The organism is Dellaglioa sp. CoH-55-MRSF-8, assembly GCF_056782195.1.
Genome location: NZ_JBXAYH010000002.1, coordinates 305,707 through 323,768 on the forward strand (window position 1 = coordinate 305,707; position 18,062 = coordinate 323,768).

Sequence of the window (18,062 nt, forward strand, 5' to 3'; positions counted from 1 at the left end):
AGACAGCTTCTTGTACTTCTTGTACTTCTTGTACTTCTTGTACTTCTTGTACTTCTTGTACTTCTTGTACTTCTTGTACTTCTTGTACTTCTTCATTAGTTTGGTGATTGGTACTTACAAATGCAAGTTCTTCACGTGACAAAACTTCAGGTTTATTTTTAAAAACGGCTAATTCATTTTGAGCCTCATTCTCAGAAACTGATATTTCAAATAATCCTCGAGCTAAAGCGTGCTTGTTATTAGCAACTACATTTATATTTGCTTTTTTTATCTGTTCATTTTTTTCATCAAACACATCAGGCTCTAAATTTGTATTTTGTAATAAAGTATCTTCTTGTTTATTATCTTCGATTACTGAATCTACTTCTGGTACTATTTTTTTAGCTACACTATCCACAGAATATAACGTATTTTCATCATTATTAGATACTTGATTTTCCTCTTCAGCAAAATCATCAAACAGTAAATAAGTATCCTTTGCTTTAGTTAATTGAACTAAAATTTTCCGATACCTTACGTTTTTATTTTGCTTTTTATTTGTAAAAAATGTGGGGATTTGTTTTGGTTTGAAACCTCGAGAATAGCGATTAATTTGTGCTTTTTCACTTTGACTATCTATCTTTGTCTCTTTGCGCGCAAATTTCTCATTGTGATGTGGTTTATTTACATCTTTTTTTAACGTTTTCTTATAAAATGCAGGTCCATCGTAACGCTCCATTAATTTCATCCTAACTATGTAAAAAACTAATTGCAATAACCGCAATTAGTTTTTATAAATCTATATTATGCAAATAATTTGGCTGCCTTCTCAAAATCGAATGCATCACCAACATGATTCATCTTTTCATCTAAAACTAAAATACCATGGACAGTTGGAGCATTAGGAATAGCCAACTCTTGAGCTGAACAAACCATGCCATAACTATCAATACCACGTAATTTACCCGGCCAAATAATAGCCCCAGTTGGCATCATTGCGCCAACTTTAGCAACAACAACAAGCTGACCTTGTTCAATATTAGGTGCACCACAAACGATATCTAGTGTCTCACCATTATTGACTTCAATTTTTGTGATATGCAAATGATCAGAATCAGGATGTTCATTACATTCAGCTACATATCCCACAACAAATTTAGGATCGTCATCGACAACAAGTACATCCTTAAATCCAGCAGCAACGATAAGTTGATTTAATTTTTCTACTTGTTTTTCATCTAAAAAGATTTGTCCGTTACCTACTAAATCAAGTGATTCTTTAGAGATTTCTAGAAAATTAAATCCCAACGTTTCATTCGATTTTTCATTGAAAATACGAACGACATTATTTTTTAATTCTGACTTTTGGTTTTCTACCTCTTCACGTAAAACAACCATTAATGTATCGCCAACGTTCTTTAAATTATAACTTGCTATTAACATATTTATTTATGAGTTCCCTTCTTATTATCACTAATGACTAAGACGTCACATGGCGCATTTCTTAGAATTGCATCTGTTGTTGATCCATTCACAAATCTTTCAACAACGTTAGCCCCTGTTTGCCCAACCATAATTAAATCAATATGTTTTTCTTCTGGTATTTCACGACTTAATAAAACTTTAGAAGATCCATATACTAAAATAGTTTCAACATCAATAACGCCCTTATCTATCGCAATTTGTTTGTAGTCGGCTAAGGTATCATTTAATCGCTTAACTTCAGTTGTAACGTCATCTTCATCTTCAGAAAATGTATTGTCAACACTTCGCTCAACAACATGTACAACTATTAAACTAGCCTCGTTTTTTAAAGTACTCTCAACTGCCTGATTAAATGCACGTTCAGATTGCACACTTCCATCTATCCCGACCATTACTCTTTTATAAACTTGTTCAAACATCACTATCACCCCAATGGTTTAGTCTAATTTGTTCATAAATGATTCGATTTGTTCTTTCGTTTTACGCTCTTTATTCACATAACGATCAAGCTCAACACCGTTATTGTATGCAACAAAACTCGGAATACCAAAAATACCCCAATCTTGGCAAAGTTCAATTTGTTCATCGCGATCTACTTTATAGAATTTAAAATCGGAATACTCTGCTTCAATTTCAGGCATTAATGGTTCAATAAAGTTACAGTCTGGACACCAACCTGCCGTAAAATAAAACAATGATTTACCATTCAATAATAATTCATTTAATTTATCTTTTTCTAAAACTTTTAATTTTTCCAATCTAACTACCCCTTAATGATTGTATCGACAGTTGAACGGTCCAATCCTAAAATTGTTTTTTCAAGTAATTCTTTTGCTGCTTCATAGTCTCTGATTGAGAACATTGTTTGATGCGTATGAATATAACGTGCACAAACGCCAATAACAGAACTTGGAATACCATTATTTGCTGTTTGAGCTGCGCCAGCATCAGTACCACCTTGAGAAACAAAGTACTGATAAGGAATATTGTTATCCGAAGCAGTATCCAATAAAAATTCTTTTAATCTAGGAAGCGTTACTAATCTTGGATCATAAATTCTGATCAACGTTCCTTCACCAAGATGTCCAAATGTTCCCTTTGTTGTTTCAATATCATTTGCTGCTGAACAGTCGACAGCAAAAAATAAATCAGGTTTCAGCATATTTACTGCACCTGGCGTGCCTCGTAGTCCAACTTCTTCTTGAACATTAGCACCAGCGAATAAAGTATTTGGTAATGTTACGTCTTTTAATTTTTCAAGTGTTTCCAGTACTGCAGTACAACCGTAACGGTTATCCCATGCCTTACTAATAATATTTTTACCATTAGCTGTTTTAATTGTTTCAACATCCGGAACAATATAATCTCCTGGTGCAATACCAAACTCTTTTGCTTCACTTGCAGATTCAAATCCACCATCAAATAAAATATCATTAATTTGTGGTGTTGCATTTTGATGATTATCACCACGCAATAAATGAGGTGATACTGAAGAAGAAATTATTGGGTACGTTTGACCTGATCGTGTTGTTAGTGTGAATCGTTGTGAAGAAACAACAAATGGATTCCATCCACCAAGTGGGCGAACTGAAAATAACCCATTGTCATTAATTGCGGCAAGCATGAATCCAACTTCGTCCATATGAGCAGCGGTCATAATTTTAGGTGCATTTATATCTGCATTTTTACGGATACCAAAAATCCCACCCAAACCATCCTGAACAACCTCATCAACATTTGGTGTCATTTTTTCGCGCATTACATCACGTACGTTATTTTCAAATCCACTTGTTGCCTGAAGTTCAGTCATTGTTTTAACTAAATTAAACGTTTTATCATTCATATTAGAGAGCCCCTTTTCATTTTATTGGACGAATTAGTCCCAATTTTGTCTACTCACTTAGCTTAATATTTCTTACTTTATATTATATAATAGTACCATAAAAGAATCCATGAATGTAGCTTAGTTACTATGTAACGGCGTTTTTACAAAAAAAATCTGGAATTTTTATTCCAGATTTTTAGACGTATTAAAATGTGCTTCTAACTTATAGATAGGCTGTCCCTTTTTACTAAATTTTTCTTCATATTCAGTCATGACATTATCTTCAGCTTCAACGCTTGCATGTAAATCAAGCCAAACTTGATCATAACCCATTCCATACTCATTTAAACTAACTAATGAGTATTCAAACAAGCCACGATTATCTGTCTTAAATTCAAGATGACCATCATTTTTCATAACTTTTTCATAGCCTTTTAAGAAACTGCCATGAGTAAGTCGACGTTTGGCTTGTCTTGTTTTAGGCCAAGGATCTGAAAAATTCAAATAAATGCCATCAACTTCATTATCATCAAAAAATTCAGTTACCGAATCACCGTTACCTAAAATTAATTGTAAATTTGGAATTTGTGCTTCAACTTGTTTCTTCAACGTAATTGCTGCAATTGTCGTTTGCAATTCAATTCCGATAAAATTATATTCCGGAAATTTTCTAGCCATTCCCATAATAAATCCACCCTTACCCATACCTATTTCAATAAAAAGTGGTTGTTTTTTCTCAAATCTTGATTGCCATTTACCCTTAAACTGATTAGGTGATGTTACAAGTAGTTCCGGATGTTCTGCAATTAACGGTTCAGCCCATGCTTTATTTCTTAATCTCAACTTATATATCCTCATTTCATTTGATAAAGTAAGTGGGGCTAGAACGTATTAATCGTTTTAGCCCCACTTACTTTTTAATCCATTTTTATATTATATTTTTGTAATTCTATTATTGCCTGATTCATTTCATGAAATCGACTTAATTGATGTGCTTTTTTTATTCGTTGTAATTTTGCTATTATAATGTACCAGTTTATTCTGTTTAATAAATCGTTATTCTCCAATGACTCATGATAACCACTCAGCCAACTACTCCATTGTGTATCTGGAATGTATTCAGACATAACTAAGCTCAAATCCATAGCAGGATCAGCAATTTTTGCTGACTCCCAATCAACTAAATATAATTGATTAGTATCAGACTGTAACCAATTTCGATGATTCAAATCACCATGACAAACTGTATACTTATCCGTTGATAGTTCAGGTTGATGTTCATTTAATTGCTGAAACATTTTTGATAGCAAGGGGTGCTGCTTTAAATCATCACTCAAATCGTCAAAATAATTAGCTAATAAGCCACTAGGTGTGATAACTTCTCCACCAACCTGTCTCAACATATTTTTTAATTGCTTTGAGCGATGAATTTTAGATAATAATTCAGGAACCATTTTTTGATCCATTTCATCAGAATGAAGGTTTCGTCCATTTAGCCACTCTTGTGCAGTTATTGTATCCCCACTTGAGATTCGCTTAGTCCAAATTAATTTTGGTGTAATACCAGCAACTGAGAGCGCAGCTAAAAAAGGTGACATATTTTGTTTCAAAAACACCTTTTCTTGTGCACGTGTACCCATGTATGCAGTGCCTGTATCTCCACCAATTGGTAACAATTGCCAACCGGGATCTAAATTAAAATCCATACTATTATTACCTCTTTTTCCCGACTAAGCTCTGATGCTATAGTTTCATCTTACAAACATCCCTATTATACGTCAAGGATTTTTTTAACTCTGGTAACTAAGTAAACATTAGTAAACAGCATTATTTCCACTAAACTCACCAAAACACCATAACCCATCATTAAAAATTGTCCTGTACCAATATAGATTGCGATATTAAAAAGTACTGCACTTACACTTATAATTGTTAATGTAAACTTTTTGAAATTCTTAATTTGATACTCTTTTCCTTTTGGATATAGTCTAGTAAAAATAATATTATCGTAATGTTTTGCAAAAGGTAACAATTGAAAACCAATCAGATAAATAAATAAGATTAAAAATGCGAGTGCTAGCCAACCATTTGAAATAAATGCAATAATTAGCGCTCCAATTAGAGTTAATCTAATAAATAAGCCACTAAATTCAGTTCCGCGAATAAATCCCCTTGCATATAAAAATGTATAAACATTTGCGTCATCTTTTTTAATATGATTTAAAATGAAATCAAGGTACACTCTTCTCTTAACATTCCCTCTAACCATTGGTACATCAGTAAATAAATTAAAGAAACGGTAAATCCCTAACATTCTATTTTCTTCAAAACTGATTGCTTTTTTCCAATCAAAGATTTCCTTAAATCCTTTTGCAGCTAGCTGATTTAAAACAAAGCTACTTAAAATAGCAACGATAAAACTCAGAATAAACGTACCATATAATCCAAGGATATAAATCAAAATAGGCAATAAAATATTAACTAATTTGATACTTCCCCAACTAAACCGGTTATTTTGATATTTTTCAAGTAATGAAATGACTAACCAATTATTTTTCAAGCATAGTTGCGTTAAAATCAAGAAAATAATATTGATTACTGAGATTTTCATTCCAATCATCATAACTGGGATAAGTAACACAATAAATCCAACTTGCATTAAGCTGGCCATAACTGTTGAATAGCGTTTTGCCTTTTTTAAATAACTAATTAATGCATGTTCCTGTGGTAAAAGAAAAACAATATCCGCTTCTTTTAATAACGTACTTAAACGGCCGATTTGTAAAATCACCAGTAATCCAATCACTAATGCAGGCCGATACCAAACTAAATTAACAGGCATCACCTTTAGCCCATTTGAATAAGCCAAACCAAGTCCACCAACAAAAAACATAATTGCAACAACAAAATGATCATTCAAAACATATCGTAAATATTTTAATAATAATAACTGATGACTTTTTAAACGTGTTGTCCATAAGTCTTTCATTTTGTTACCTCTTCCTTAGTTAAACCAAGATAAATTTCATCTAAGGAAGCATCTGGATTCTTATAGGCTTGTCTTAATTCAACCATTGTTCCTTGTGTTTTAATTTCACCTTTATTCAGTAAAATGAACCAATCGCAATACTTTTCAGCTGTGGCTAAAACGTGAGTTGACATTAAGACACTTGCGCCACGCTTCTTTTCAGCAACAATTAACTCTAATAAATCGTTAATTGCTAAGGGGTCTAGCCCGAGAAATGGCTCATCAATAACATAAAAATCAGATTCTGTTAAAAAAGCACAGACAATCATAACTTTTTGTTTCATCCCTTTTGAAAAGTTAGCGGGAAACCATTCTAACTTGTTATCAAGTCTAAATATTTTAAGTAATTCATTAGCTTTTTTCCATGCCTTAGTTTCATTCAATCCATAAGCCATCATTGAGAGTTCAATGTGTTCTTTTAATGTTAATTCTTCATAAAGAATAGGCGTTTCAGGAATATATGCTAAATGTGATTTATAAGCCTGGCTATCTTCCCTTAAGGTTACGCCATTTAATTTAATAGTTCCTTTTTGCGGGGTTAATAACCCAATTATATGATTGATTGTAGTCGATTTACCTGCACCATTTAAACCAATTAAGCCAACGACATTTCCAGGTTTAACTTCAAAAGAAATATCTTTTAAAACTGGTATTTGAGAGTAACCACCCACTAAATTTTTAACTTCTAATGTCATTTTCTAATTCCCCATTTACAATTTATTTATGCCTTTAATTATATCATATTATGGTGAATTATCATTCATGATGTATAATAAAAGTATTAACTAACTTTGAAAGAAGGCAAACATATGACTGACTGTATTTTTTGTAAAATAATTGCCAATGATATTCCTAGTTTCACCGTATACGAAGATGAAGACATTAAAGCATTTCTTGATATCTCACAAACAACCCCAGGCCATACACTTGTTATTCCAAAAAAACATGTTGCTAATATTTTTGAATATGACCAAGCACTCGCTAGTAAAGTTTTTTCTAAAATTCCAATGATTGCTTCCGCAATTAAAGTAAGCAATCCAGATATTCAAGGGATGAATATCGTCAATAATAACGGTGAACTAGCTTACCAATCTGTTTTTCACTCACATTTTCATTTAATTCCTAGATACTCAACAAAAGATACTTTTAAAATGTCATTCAAGGATAATTCCAAGAAGTACACATCCGAGCAACTTGAATCAATTATGATGTCAATCAAGAATAAGATTGGAGAAAAATAATGTCAAAAACACTTAAACGAATTAGTTTGTTATCAATTATTGGTGGGTCAGCATACTATGCCTATAACCATAGAGATGAACTTATTACTTTTGTTGCAGATAAAAAAGTTCAGTTAAAAGCAGATTTTTCTGACTATCAAAATGATATCAATCGCGTAACTAATTCATCAAAAAAATTGCAGTATGCTACAGATCATCTGAATACGATTATCGAAGAAACATTACCCATCGTCGATTCCATTAGCAATCGTATAGAAAAGTTTACTTATGAGATCGAGCCAAATATCAATAAAATTAATAAAAAATTAGAAAAGTATCAATGAATTAGGCTTTTAAAAGTTTGATTTTTTTGTGAATTTTCGGTCATTTACTTTCATTATATGATAATTATGTTATATTAAACGTATTAGTCTTTCATTGAGAAGACAAAAAATTTAAGAAATAGGATGTGTTAGGTTATGAAAAAATGGCTTGTTGCTTTAGCCGGCGTACTATTAACATTTACATTAGCGGGTTGTGGGAGCTCAACAGTTGCAACTACTTCAGGTGGTAAGGTTACAGAAAGTGCTTACTACGATAGTTTGAAGAAAACTTCAAGTGGTACATCAATTTTACAACAAATGATTTTGAACAAAGTATTGGAAAAACAATATGGTGATGATGTTTCTGATAAAGAAGTCACAAAACAATACGATACTTATAAAGCTAAATATGGTTCAAGTTTCTCATCTGTCTTATCACAAAACAGTATGACAAAGACTAGTTTTAAAGCAGAATTACGTTCTAACTTACTTTTAAAAGCTGCTGTTAAACATTACAGTGATTTAAGTTCTACAGCTGTAGATAAGCAATGGGAAGAATACCAACCAACTATTACAGTTCAACGTATTCAAGTTGCTTCAAAATCAGATGCAGAAAAAATCATCAAACAACTTGATGAACAAAAGACTGCTAAAAAGTTAACTGACAAATTTACTGCATTAGCTAAATCAAAATCAACAGATACAACTTCTGCAAGTACTGGTGGTACTTTAGCTGCATTTAACAATACAGATACAACACTAACAGCAGAATTTAAAAAAGCTGCATTTGATTTAAAACAAGGTAAATATACAACTACACCTGTTAAAACAACAGCAGGTTATGATGTAATCTTGAGTGTTAAAAATGCTGGTAAAGGTAAAAAAGCCGATCACATTTCTGACTTAAAAGAACAAATTGTTACTGAAACTATGGCTGACTCAACTAAATTACAAAAAATTGTTGGTAAAGTTCTTAAAAAAGGTAACGTATCAATCAAAGATGATGACTTGAAAGATGTTCTTTCAAGCTACTTATCATCATCTTCTTCATCTTCAAAATAAATACATCAAAACATCAGATTATATCTGGTGTTTTTTTTTCGAAAAAAATATCTCAATGGAATTTATCCATTGAGATATTTTTCAATTTAATTATTTGTTACATTACTGTCAGCATGTGGTTTATAGAAATTTCGACCATCCATACCAAATATACGTTCAGAAAATTCGCCCTCTTCTGTATGAGCCAATGACCCTTTCAACATTTGAATTGATGCATCAATATTATCAATTTGATGTAAAACATCTGCTTCAATTAAATGAGGTTGCACTGGTGAACCATACTCTAGTAACCCATGATGCGCAAGAACAACGTGACGTAATAAAATCATGTCTTCTGTCTGAAGATCAATTTTTAATTCACCTGCTGCTTTAACAATTTCTTCATCAATTAATACAATATGCCCAATTAAATTTCCAGCTAATGTATAAGTTGTTGCCACAGAACCTGATAATTCGATTGTTTTTCCTAAATCATGTAAAATCACACCTGCGTAAAGTAATGGTGCATTAATCACATCACCATATTCGGCAACAATTGATTTAGCTAATCGCAACATTGAAAGTGTATGGTAGGCTAACCCACCAGAAAATGCGTGATGATTTTTCTTTGCAGCGGGATAACTGAAAAAATCATCATGTTTTTCGGCAATGAGATATCTTACAATTCGATTCCAATTTGGGTTTGTAATTTCAAAAATAGCTTTATTAAATTCTTCTTCCATCTCATCTTTTTTCATTGGTGCACTAACGACAAATTGACTCGGATCATTAGGTTCACCCTCTTCAGTCAATCTAATATGATAGATTTTCATCTGTGGATTATTTTGGTAAACTTCACGTTTTCCTTTTATAAAGGCAACTTTACCCGTTTGAAATTGTTCAATTGCCTCTGGCGTTGCATCCCAAAGCTTAGCGCTAATTTGGCCTGAACTATCTTCAAAATTAAATGCAATAAATTGCTTATTATTCTTTGTATTTCTAACTTCTGCACTCTTAATTAAAACAAATAATGCTACGTTTTCGTCAACTTTATATTCAAATATTTTTTTCTCTTGTGCCATGTCCATCCTCCTATAACTTAATTATTTTATCGTTATCAAATCCAGTTAATCCTGAATCATCTGCCGTTAAATAAATAATTTGAACTTTTTTACTTATTTCTCGTATTAGTTTTAAAACGGCATTTTTTCTGTTTTTATCAAAATTAACAAACCCATCATCAATAATTAATGGTAATTCGATTGATTTATTAATTGTCATGATTAAAGCAAATCTAAGTGCGATATATAGCTGCTCTGCTGTTCCTTGTGACAATTCTCCCACTTCAAATGATACCATATCAGAAGAAACGACGGTTAATAATCCTGATATATTATTTATTTGTGTAAAATGGCCTAATGTTAATAGTTCAAAATAATGATTTGCTAATTGCAACATTTGTGGCATTCTAACCCCAGAAGAGTCTTTTAATGCCTCGTTAATCCAATTAATAGTTAACTTTTGAGTTAACCATTTATCAGCTAATTCACTTAAAATTGTAACTTTTTCAGCCAACTCTTGTCGAAGTTCTGTATAATTCCCTTCTGCCTTCAAAGTCCGTAATAACGTCTGTTGATCAATAATCTCCTGATTAATGTTCATTATACTATTTTGCAATTGTTTCAATTGTTCTGTAAGCTCATCTAATTGTTCATCTAAACTTTCTTTCGTTTCAAATCTAGCAAGATTTTTTCTAACCTCCACAGGAAGCTGCTCATTAATTGTATCCAATTTAGATTTGTCTTGAACAAATTGCTTTTGTAAATCGTAATTTTTTTCAAATTGCTCAATTGACGTTAAATGATATTGCGTTAATATTTCATTAATTTGATTAGAAATATCAGCAGTCACATTATCTTCATGCTTTTGTTGTTCATTTAAATAGCCCATTTTATTTTTTATTGATTGTGATTCAGCAATTAAAGGTTGTAATTTATCATTAAAGCCTCTAATTCTAGCTAAACTATCTGCCATATCACTTTTATTTAGTGCTAGAAAACTATCAGCAAAATCTGTCTGATTCAAATAATTTTTTATCTTGTCAGTTAACGTTTTAATTTCTGCTGATTTTTGACTAATTTGATCTGTTATAGACTGTATTCGACTTAAGTCATTTTGAATTGAGAACCACTGATTCTTTGGAAAATCATCTAAAACGTATTGAATTTGATAATCCGTTAATTCAGTATCAGTTTGTCTCAATTGTTCGTCCAGTTCACCTATCTTCAATTGATTTTCATCAATTTCTGCAGTAATCATTTGTCTTTTATTTTGTATTTGCATCAGAGCATCACTACTTGATTTATCCTTAGAATTAGACTGCTTAAATACAATTATGGTATATACAACTATCATAATATCTAGTATCAATCCCATTATTTTAAACGGCATTGGTAAGATCATACTTAGTACAAATAGTATAACACTTACCCCTACTAAGATACTTTGTTGTGTAGACCATTTACTTTTTTGTACTTGATTTTTTTGATCAATTGATTGATTTAAATCTAAAATATCTTGTTTTTTCGTCAATTGCTTTTGTTCAATTTCTTGAAGTATTCGTTTATTGCTCTCTTCAGATTTAATTAATGTGACAATATTTTTAAAATCATCAGGATCAAACGCTATTGGAACTTTTCCGTTGATATTTTGATATTGCATCATTAACCGTTCTTGTTCTGTTAATAGTTGGTTTAAACTCGTCTGTTCTAATACAACTTTATCTAAATATTGTTGATTATCAGCTAATTGTTCAAATAATATATCAAAATCAACTTTATTGTTTTCATAAAAATTTATTAAATTTAATGCTGCTAAATTTTCTTTTTCATCAACTACACTCTGATTAATCGATTTTAACCTTTCATTATTTATCTTTTGTTTCTCTAGTAAATTTTGTATTTTTTGATAATTATCAACAGAAATCATAGCATCTTCATCAGTTTGTTTTAGCTTATCCGTCAACTCATTAGATTGTTCATATATTGACCAATTTTGCTTTAATTGTTCGTAGCGTTGGTAATCTTTGGTTAGATTATATTGTGTTGTTTGTAGCCCTTTAATTTGTTCCCTATTTTGATCTAACTTTTTTTGTGTCTCAACATATTCCGGAAATTTCTGTTTGGCAATATTTATTTTATTAACTAAATCATTGTATAACGCAATTTCCTTATTTAACTCAGTTACACGACCTGCTGGCTTATAGACGTGATCGGCATCTTTTTGAATTTTTTTAGTTAATTCTAACCATTCTTGACTACCAACTGCTCCCATCGTCGTTAGATACTCATTTAAATCTTCATTCGTTAAATTAAATACTTGGTTTAACGCCTGCTGATTAAATGAAAATACTTGATTGTATAAATTTTCATCGACTGGATTTAGCCATTCATGCAGCTTACTACTAGCTACTTTCATCCCATCATCACTTTTAACAATAGATACCTTGCCACCAGATTTACCTTGTGTACGAGTTAGTCGATAAGCATCGTTACCAATTAATAATTCCAACTCTCCACCATATGTGGATGAGTCTTTAGGCAGATATTGTTGGTACTTCTTTTTCGCATTTGCAAATCCAAATAACATACTCAATACGAATGCTGTTAACGTCGATTTACCTGCTTCATTCAGACCAAAAATAACCTGATTCGTTTGATTAAAATCAAACGTTTTATCATGCCACTTCCCAAATCCGTAAATTTTAACTTTAGTTATTTTCATCTATATGACCCTCTATCGCTTGATTTTCATGAAGCAATGTTTTTGAATTTTCTTGTAATTCTACTAAATGTCCCGTTTCTAATAAGTACGTATTAAGTTCCGGAATTTGTAATAATTTATCAGCGAGTTCAGTCATTCCATCATCAGTAAAAACACGTTTTGCGCTTTCTTCCCAGTATTGTTGATCAATTGATTCAAAAGCTACCTTTTTATTAATCACCGTTTTAATTTTAACAATCCAATAGTAATTATCTGGCATATGTTTTTGAATCCAAGCAGTTAATAAATCACCATTTTGAATGCGATTTACTAGGCTATCACTAAAATTATCTAAATCTGTGATTTGTATCACTATTAAATATGATTTATCTTTAGAAAAAAGTTGGCATTCAGCGTCAATCTTATCAATAGCATCTGATAGTGAATCAATTTTTGCCATTGAAATATTAACTGTTTCCCAATCAATTGTAGATGACGTTATAAATTTGGGAACCAACTTATTTCCATCACTATTCACTAGATAAAACCCTTTATCGCCTGATTCTTTACGGTGCCGACCTTGTGTATTTCCAGGATAGATAACTGGGGGTTGTTCATTCAAAATCTGTCTTACATGAATATGACCCAATCCCCAATAATCATAATTTTTCTGTAATAATTCTTTAACAGTAAATGGTGCATAACTTTCATCTGATATTGAATTTATACCCTCATTTGCCCCATGGATAAGCCCAATATGCCATTTCTCATCACCACGAACAGGATAATCAACGATTTTTGATGGTTCCCATCTATGTGCATAACTAAACCCAGTTAATCGAACTTCATCGCCATTTTTTAAAATGTGCGTCACTGTTTCAACTTCACTTGTAAATAAAGTTACATTTGATGGAAAAGTTAAATGATCTTGAGCATTATCAGAAAAATCATGGTTACCAAAACTCAAATAAACATTTATTCCGGCCTTTTGCAGTCGTTCACACTGACTAATTAACGTTGTTTGTGCCATAATACTCATCTCAGATGAATCATATAAATCCCCAACTAAACAAACAAAGTCTACTGATTCTTCAATAGCCGTATCTACGAGATTACTCAAAGCTTTAAATGTTGACTGATAAATCGAATCCATTAACTGACTTGGTACATTTTTTAATCCTCCAAAAGGACTATCTAAATGTAAATCAGCTGCATGAATAAATTTCATCTTCCCACTCCTTTATAAAAAAAAACCTGGTACAAAACATAATTGCTTTGCTTCCAGGATTTTTATTCGAATTAATTATGATATAAATCTTGTATTGGTTTTGTGATAATTGAATTAACTTCATTCATAATTTCACTTAAAACTTGTTCTTTAACCATTAAATCTTTGATTGTATCAAAATCACCGATTTTTTCTGAAAGATTATGAGCATTTTCAAGTTCTTCGTCTGTCATTTCTTCACCATTCATTTGTTTTTGTTGCAAAGACATTTGAATTGTTTGAAATTCTTTAAATAATTTATATGCAATTTCATCTTCTTGCATTTTTGTATAAGCTGATTTCAAAGCCTTATATTCTTCCGTTTGACTAAGATCTTGACTCATTTGGTTCGCTGTATCATAAATATTAACAACCATTTCTGATTCCTCCAATAATAATTTATATTAACTTAATTAGTGTATCATTTTTATCCATAATTTGCATTGATTTGTTCTAATTTCCAAACATCCCATTAATACTATCACTGAGCCATTTTTGGGCTTTTTTAGCAGAATCAGATAATTTATTTTTTATTTCATCTGTTTGCTTTTCTACTGATTCTAAAATACCATCTCCACTATCATTTGAACCGGTATTATTTGCTAAAGTAGTAGCAGATTTCGTTGAGAAGCTTGTCTGAGCAGTATTAGGTAATATACCTGACATTTCGCTTTTAAATAAGGAATCAACGATATCCCCACTTGAATTTCTTAGGTAATGAGTATCATCAGTTTGATCAAAACCAACCCATGTTGCGACAGTAATGTCTGGTGTATATCCAATAACCCACTGATCTTTCGTCCCATCTGTAGAACCTTTTTTAGCCTCTGTACTTCCCGTTTTACCAGCAACTGTATATCCAGCTGGGACAGCAAGTTCGCCAGTTCCTCCAGTTTCAAAGACACCCATCATCATACTTGTCATCGATTTAGCTACCTTACTACTCATAACTTTAGTTTCACTATTGTCTGAATTATTAACAATCGTTTTACCAGAAGCATCAACAATTTTAGTAATAAAATGAGCCTTTTTTTGAATACCACCATTAGCAAACGCAGTATATGCACTAGCCATTTCGTAGGGTGAGACACCAGTAGTTAAACCACCCAAAGCTAAATCTAAGTTTTTGTCCGAACTTTTAACCGGTATACCAAATTTTTTAACAGCATCGTATCCTTTATCAACACCAATTTTATTTAACAACCACACAGCTGGCGCATTTTTACTAAGTGCCAATGCCTTATACATTGGTATTTTACCTGCATATTGATTGTCGTAATTATTTGGTGAATAATTATTTGATCCATATGATTGTTTTTTATCTTTTAATTCAGAATCATAAAAATAGCCATCTTCTAAAGCAGGCATATATACGGCAATTGGTTTTAGTGTTGACCCCGGTTGGCGGTTAATCTGAGTCGCTCGATTATATCCCCTAAAAACGTGTTTACCTCGTCCACCAACAACTGCTGTCACACCACCATTCGTTGAATTAATAGCAATTGATCCACCCTGAGCTTTTGTCCCATCATCAGCATCCAAAGGGAACAAGGTAGAGTTATCAAATGATGTTTGCATAGCTTCTTGATGGGTCTGATCCATCGCCGTATAAATTTTATAACCACGATTCATAATATCTGATTCAGTTAACCCATAATTTTTAATTGCTTCACTAATAACGGCATCAAAATAATAAGGATATTTATAACCTGATTGATAATCGTACGTATCATTTAATGTAATACCCGTCTGCTTAGCACTTGATAATTCTGCACTAGAGATTTTTTTATTTTCATACATAACATTCAGAACAACATTACGCCTTTGTTTAGCTGCAACAGGATGATCTATCGGATTATATGCCCCTGGCGATGTTAACATACCCGCAATAACTGCAGCCTCACTAACAGTTAAATCTGAAGCACTTTTTCCAAAATATTTTTTAGAGGCATCTTGAACACCCCAAACGCCATTACCAAAATATGCATTATTTAAGTACATCGTTAGAATGTCTTTTTTTGAATATACTTTTTCCGTTTCAATTGAAATAAATATTTCTTTAGCCTTACGACTATAAGTTTGCTCCTGTGACAAGAATGCATTTTTAACAAGTTGTTGCGTTATAGTACTTCCGCCACCACTAATTGCACTACTTCCAGTTAATCGATTTTTAACCAATGAAACCACAGAACGTGCCATCCCTTTGATTGAAAATCCATATTCATGATAAAAATTACGATCTTCTGATGACAGTACAGCATTTTGAATATTGGGTGAAATCTTATTTAATGAAACGTAAGTACCCTTTTGAGAGTATAACGATCCTGCTTTATCGCCATCTTTATCAAAAACCTCAGTTGATTGTTGTAAAGCAGCTTTTAACCCACTAACATTTGTTGTTTTGGCTACATAAGTTAAATACGCACTCGAACCTAAAATAATTGCTAAAATAAAAATAGTCAACCATTTCCAACCATGCACAAATTTCCATCCCTGTCGAAACCAATTTTTAAATTGAATTAGATGTATTACAAACCAATTTTCATTTTTAGTTCTTTTATTTTCATTTTTCATTAGTTGTCCCCATATTTAATCTTAATATCATTTATTATTTTACCATAGCAATATTATAAAAAGTAAATTAGCCTTTTTATTATGATATTTTTAAATATTTAAAAAAAGACTAAGAAATGTAGATGTTATCTACTCCTTAGTCTCACAGTATTTTAAATTAAATTATCTGGATTTGCGTGTTCAGTAAAAATATCATAGACACGTTGTGCGGCCTGCTCATCTGAACTAATAATCATAATTGTATCATGTCCCGCAACAGTTCCAACAATATCCGGGAAGCCAAAATCATCGATAATTGCTGCCAGTAAATTACCGTTACTTGGAATCGTTTTAACAACATTCATAAATTGGATTTTAGTAATATTAGTAACGACTTCAAAAATAATTTCAAATAAATGAACTTCTTCACTTAAATTACCTGACTTAAAAATTGCGTATCTCAAATCACCTTGTTCATCTTGAGCTTTAACAATTTTCATTTCACGAATATCTCTAGAAATAGTCGCTTGAGTCGCCTTAATATTCACATGTTCCAATTCTGAAATCAAATCATCCTGCGTTGCAATTACTTTTTTATTAATTAACTGTTCAATTTTAGCTTGACGTATCTCTTTCTTCATAAGAATCCCTCTTTGAATGAGTATTTATTCTTAGTATAGCAAAAGAAATATGAATACTGAAATAATACGCTTAATTTAGGACGATTTTATTCATTTTATTGAATTTTGATTCAAATATAAGCATACCTGAATCTCTAATAATATAACCATCTAACACTAATTTCTGAATAACTCGTCCAACGGTTTCACGCCGCGTTCCACTAATCGTCGCAATATCTTCATGTGTAATCACATATGGGATTCGCAGACTATTCTCACCATGTTTATCGGCTAGATTCTCACTTAAATACTGTAACACTTGTGTTATCCGGGTTGTTGTATTACTACATACGGTTCTTAACCTTAACACTTCTGAACAATTTAAAATATTATCAATTTGCCCAAATAAGTACGCAGAAACTTCATAATGTGTTTTGATTAAATTCTCAATAAGTTCAACAGGAATCTTAGCGACCGTCGCTAGTGTAGCAGCACGACTTGAAACAGTATAATATTCACTCTGTAACATTCCACCAATTGGAAATATTTGTTTCGATGTAACATACATATAATTTTGAAAAATACCAGCTCGATCACCACGTTCAATTTTAACTAATCCATCCAAGACAACATAAATAAAATCACGTTTATCATTCATATCAAAAATAGTATTTCCTTTTAGAAATCTTTTAAATGTAATTTGTTCAAAACAAGCTCCTTGTTCATCCTCACTTAAACAACCAAACAACTCATGGTCAGAAAATTCTGATCGATACCTTTGTCTTTCTTTTTCTGTAATCATCCCTTTACTCCCTTAATACCTATATTTATGATATATAACTATCAACACTATCAGATTAAATATAGAATGTCGATTTATTTTTTCGGATTTTGGAGACCCTGGTTTATTTTTTTGATTCACTGATAGCTCTAAATCATTAATCTAACAGTACCAAAAT

At 31.7% G+C, this 18,062-nt stretch carries 19 protein-coding genes; 3 read left to right on the forward strand and 16 right to left on the reverse strand.

Annotated elements, in window-relative coordinates; genetic code table 11:
• The 9 genes from AC1RPW_RS03335 to AC1RPW_RS03375 all read right to left on the reverse strand — a co-directional run.
• Window positions 1-718, reverse strand: a 718-nt coding sequence (locus AC1RPW_RS03335) for a hypothetical protein (protein ID WP_481769377.1), incomplete at its 3' end; no start/stop codon positions are given.
• A gap of 65 nt (window positions 719-783) precedes the next feature.
• Window positions 784-1,422 carry a YtpR family tRNA-binding protein gene (gene ytpR, locus AC1RPW_RS03340; protein ID WP_481761194.1) on the reverse strand — a complete coding sequence of 213 codons (639 nt, stop codon included), beginning with the start codon at window positions 1,420-1,422 and terminating at the stop codon, window positions 784-786.
• 2 nt (window positions 1,423-1,424) lie between these two features.
• Window positions 1,425-1,883 carry a universal stress protein gene (locus AC1RPW_RS03345; protein ID WP_481761193.1) on the reverse strand — a complete coding sequence of 153 codons (459 nt, stop codon included), beginning with the start codon at window positions 1,881-1,883 and terminating at the stop codon, window positions 1,425-1,427.
• 18 nt (window positions 1,884-1,901) lie between these two features.
• Window positions 1,902-2,222, reverse strand: coding sequence for a thioredoxin family protein (locus AC1RPW_RS03350; RefSeq protein ID WP_409022701.1), 321 nt, complete (start codon window positions 2,220-2,222; stop codon window positions 1,902-1,904).
• A gap of 5 nt (window positions 2,223-2,227) precedes the next feature.
• A complete protein-coding gene (pepA, locus tag AC1RPW_RS03355) occupies window positions 2,228-3,307 on the reverse strand; it encodes a glutamyl aminopeptidase (RefSeq protein WP_409022702.1) in 1,080 nt (359 codons plus the stop codon).
• Between the two features lie 165 nt (window positions 3,308-3,472).
• Window positions 3,473-4,132, reverse strand: a complete 660-nt coding sequence (trmB, locus tag AC1RPW_RS03360) for a tRNA (guanosine(46)-N7)-methyltransferase TrmB (RefSeq protein WP_409022703.1) — start codon at window positions 4,130-4,132, stop codon at window positions 3,473-3,475.
• A gap of 74 nt (window positions 4,133-4,206) precedes the next feature.
• Window positions 4,207-4,995, reverse strand: a complete 789-nt coding sequence (locus AC1RPW_RS03365) for a phosphotransferase (RefSeq protein WP_481761192.1) — start codon at window positions 4,993-4,995, stop codon at window positions 4,207-4,209.
• 65 nt (window positions 4,996-5,060) lie between these two features.
• Complete coding sequence (locus tag AC1RPW_RS03370) at window positions 5,061-6,278, reverse strand: ABC transporter permease (protein WP_481761191.1); 1,218 nt, start codon at window positions 6,276-6,278, stop codon at window positions 5,061-5,063.
• Window positions 6,275-7,012, reverse strand: a complete 738-nt coding sequence (locus AC1RPW_RS03375) for an ABC transporter ATP-binding protein (RefSeq protein WP_481761190.1) — start codon at window positions 7,010-7,012, stop codon at window positions 6,275-6,277. The genes AC1RPW_RS03370 and AC1RPW_RS03375 overlap by 4 nt, the downstream gene beginning before the upstream one ends.
• A gap of 114 nt (window positions 7,013-7,126) precedes the next feature.
• Between AC1RPW_RS03375 and AC1RPW_RS03380 the strand changes: the two genes are divergently transcribed.
• The 3 genes from AC1RPW_RS03380 to AC1RPW_RS03390 all read left to right on the forward strand — a co-directional run bounded on the left by AC1RPW_RS03380 (window position 7,127) and on the right by AC1RPW_RS03390 (window position 8,922).
• Window positions 7,127-7,558 (forward strand): HIT family protein, encoded by a 432-nt coding sequence (locus AC1RPW_RS03380; protein ID WP_481761189.1) that lies wholly within the window; start codon window positions 7,127-7,129, stop codon window positions 7,556-7,558.
• Window positions 7,558-7,881: a hypothetical protein gene (locus AC1RPW_RS03385; RefSeq protein WP_481761188.1), complete on the forward strand. Its 324-nt coding sequence runs from the start codon at window positions 7,558-7,560 to the stop codon at window positions 7,879-7,881. The genes AC1RPW_RS03380 and AC1RPW_RS03385 overlap by 1 nt, the downstream gene beginning before the upstream one ends.
• 135 nt (window positions 7,882-8,016) lie before the next feature.
• Window positions 8,017-8,922 carry a peptidylprolyl isomerase gene (locus AC1RPW_RS03390; protein WP_481761187.1) on the forward strand — a complete coding sequence of 302 codons (906 nt, stop codon included), beginning with the start codon at window positions 8,017-8,019 and terminating at the stop codon, window positions 8,920-8,922.
• A gap of 86 nt (window positions 8,923-9,008) precedes the next feature.
• Here the strand turns inward: AC1RPW_RS03390 and AC1RPW_RS03395 are convergent, their stop codons facing one another.
• From AC1RPW_RS03395 to AC1RPW_RS03425, 7 genes are all read right to left on the reverse strand, one after another.
• Entirely contained in the window at window positions 9,009-9,983 is a 975-nt protein-coding gene (locus tag AC1RPW_RS03395) for a 3'-5' exoribonuclease YhaM family protein (RefSeq protein WP_481761186.1), read from the reverse strand.
• A 10-nt stretch (window positions 9,984-9,993) separates the two neighbouring features.
• Window positions 9,994-12,684 (reverse strand): ATP-binding protein, encoded by a 2,691-nt coding sequence (locus AC1RPW_RS03400; RefSeq protein ID WP_481761185.1) that lies wholly within the window; start codon window positions 12,682-12,684, stop codon window positions 9,994-9,996.
• On the reverse strand, window positions 12,671-13,891 hold the full coding sequence (locus AC1RPW_RS03405; RefSeq protein WP_481761184.1) for a metallophosphoesterase family protein: 1,221 nt from the start codon (window positions 13,889-13,891) through the stop codon (window positions 12,671-12,673). The genes AC1RPW_RS03400 and AC1RPW_RS03405 overlap by 14 nt, the downstream gene beginning before the upstream one ends.
• A 71-nt stretch (window positions 13,892-13,962) precedes the next feature.
• A complete protein-coding gene (locus tag AC1RPW_RS03410; RefSeq protein WP_481761183.1) occupies window positions 13,963-14,307 on the reverse strand; it encodes a YlbF/YmcA family competence regulator in 345 nt (114 codons plus the stop codon).
• A 76-nt stretch (window positions 14,308-14,383) separates the two neighbouring features.
• Complete coding sequence (locus tag AC1RPW_RS03415) at window positions 14,384-16,504, reverse strand: PBP1A family penicillin-binding protein (protein WP_481761182.1); 2,121 nt, start codon at window positions 16,502-16,504, stop codon at window positions 14,384-14,386.
• A gap of 152 nt (window positions 16,505-16,656) precedes the next feature.
• Complete coding sequence (locus tag AC1RPW_RS03420) at window positions 16,657-17,124, reverse strand: arginine repressor (protein ID WP_409022715.1); 468 nt, start codon at window positions 17,122-17,124, stop codon at window positions 16,657-16,659.
• 70 nt (window positions 17,125-17,194) lie between these two features.
• Window positions 17,195-17,905, reverse strand: a complete 711-nt coding sequence (locus AC1RPW_RS03425; protein ID WP_481761181.1) for a Crp/Fnr family transcriptional regulator — start codon at window positions 17,903-17,905, stop codon at window positions 17,195-17,197.
• Between the last annotated feature and the right edge of the window lie 157 nt (window positions 17,906-18,062).

Bases quoted from the DNA above. Each gene is read 5' to 3' on its own strand.
- ytpR (WP_481761194.1), bottom strand. From the start codon at position 1,422: ATGTTAATAGCAAGTTATAATTTAAAGAACGTTGGCGATACATTAATG.
- AC1RPW_RS03345 (WP_481761193.1), bottom strand. From the start codon at position 1,883: ATGTTTGAACAAGTTTATAAAAGAGTAATGGTCGGGATAGATGGAAGT.
- pepA (WP_409022702.1), bottom strand. From the start codon at position 3,307: ATGAATGATAAAACGTTTAATTTAGTTAAAACAATGACTGAACTTCAG.
- AC1RPW_RS03365 (WP_481761192.1), bottom strand. From the start codon at position 4,995: ATGGATTTTAATTTAGATCCCGGTTGGCAATTGTTACCAATTGGTGGA.
- AC1RPW_RS03370 (WP_481761191.1), bottom strand. From the start codon at position 6,278: ATGAAAGACTTATGGACAACACGTTTAAAAAGTCATCAGTTATTATTA.
- AC1RPW_RS03375 (WP_481761190.1), bottom strand. From the start codon at position 7,012: ATGACATTAGAAGTTAAAAATTTAGTGGGTGGTTACTCTCAAATACCA.
- AC1RPW_RS03380 (WP_481761189.1), top strand. From the start codon at position 7,127: ATGACTGACTGTATTTTTTGTAAAATAATTGCCAATGATATTCCTAGT.
- AC1RPW_RS03385 (WP_481761188.1), top strand. From the start codon at position 7,558: ATGTCAAAAACACTTAAACGAATTAGTTTGTTATCAATTATTGGTGGG.
- AC1RPW_RS03390 (WP_481761187.1), top strand. From the start codon at position 8,017: ATGAAAAAATGGCTTGTTGCTTTAGCCGGCGTACTATTAACATTTACA.
- AC1RPW_RS03395 (WP_481761186.1), bottom strand. From the start codon at position 9,983: ATGGCACAAGAGAAAAAAATATTTGAATATAAAGTTGACGAAAACGTA.
- AC1RPW_RS03400 (WP_481761185.1), bottom strand. From the start codon at position 12,684: ATGAAAATAACTAAAGTTAAAATTTACGGATTTGGGAAGTGGCATGAT.
- AC1RPW_RS03405 (WP_481761184.1), bottom strand. From the start codon at position 13,891: ATGAAATTTATTCATGCAGCTGATTTACATTTAGATAGTCCTTTTGGA.
- AC1RPW_RS03410 (WP_481761183.1), bottom strand. From the start codon at position 14,307: ATGGTTGTTAATATTTATGATACAGCGAACCAAATGAGTCAAGATCTT.
- AC1RPW_RS03415 (WP_481761182.1), bottom strand. From the start codon at position 16,504: ATGAAAAATGAAAATAAAAGAACTAAAAATGAAAATTGGTTTGTAATA.
- AC1RPW_RS03420 (WP_409022715.1), bottom strand. From the start codon at position 17,124: ATGAAGAAAGAGATACGTCAAGCTAAAATTGAACAGTTAATTAATAAA.
- AC1RPW_RS03425 (WP_481761181.1), bottom strand. From the start codon at position 17,905: ATGATTACAGAAAAAGAAAGACAAAGGTATCGATCAGAATTTTCTGAC.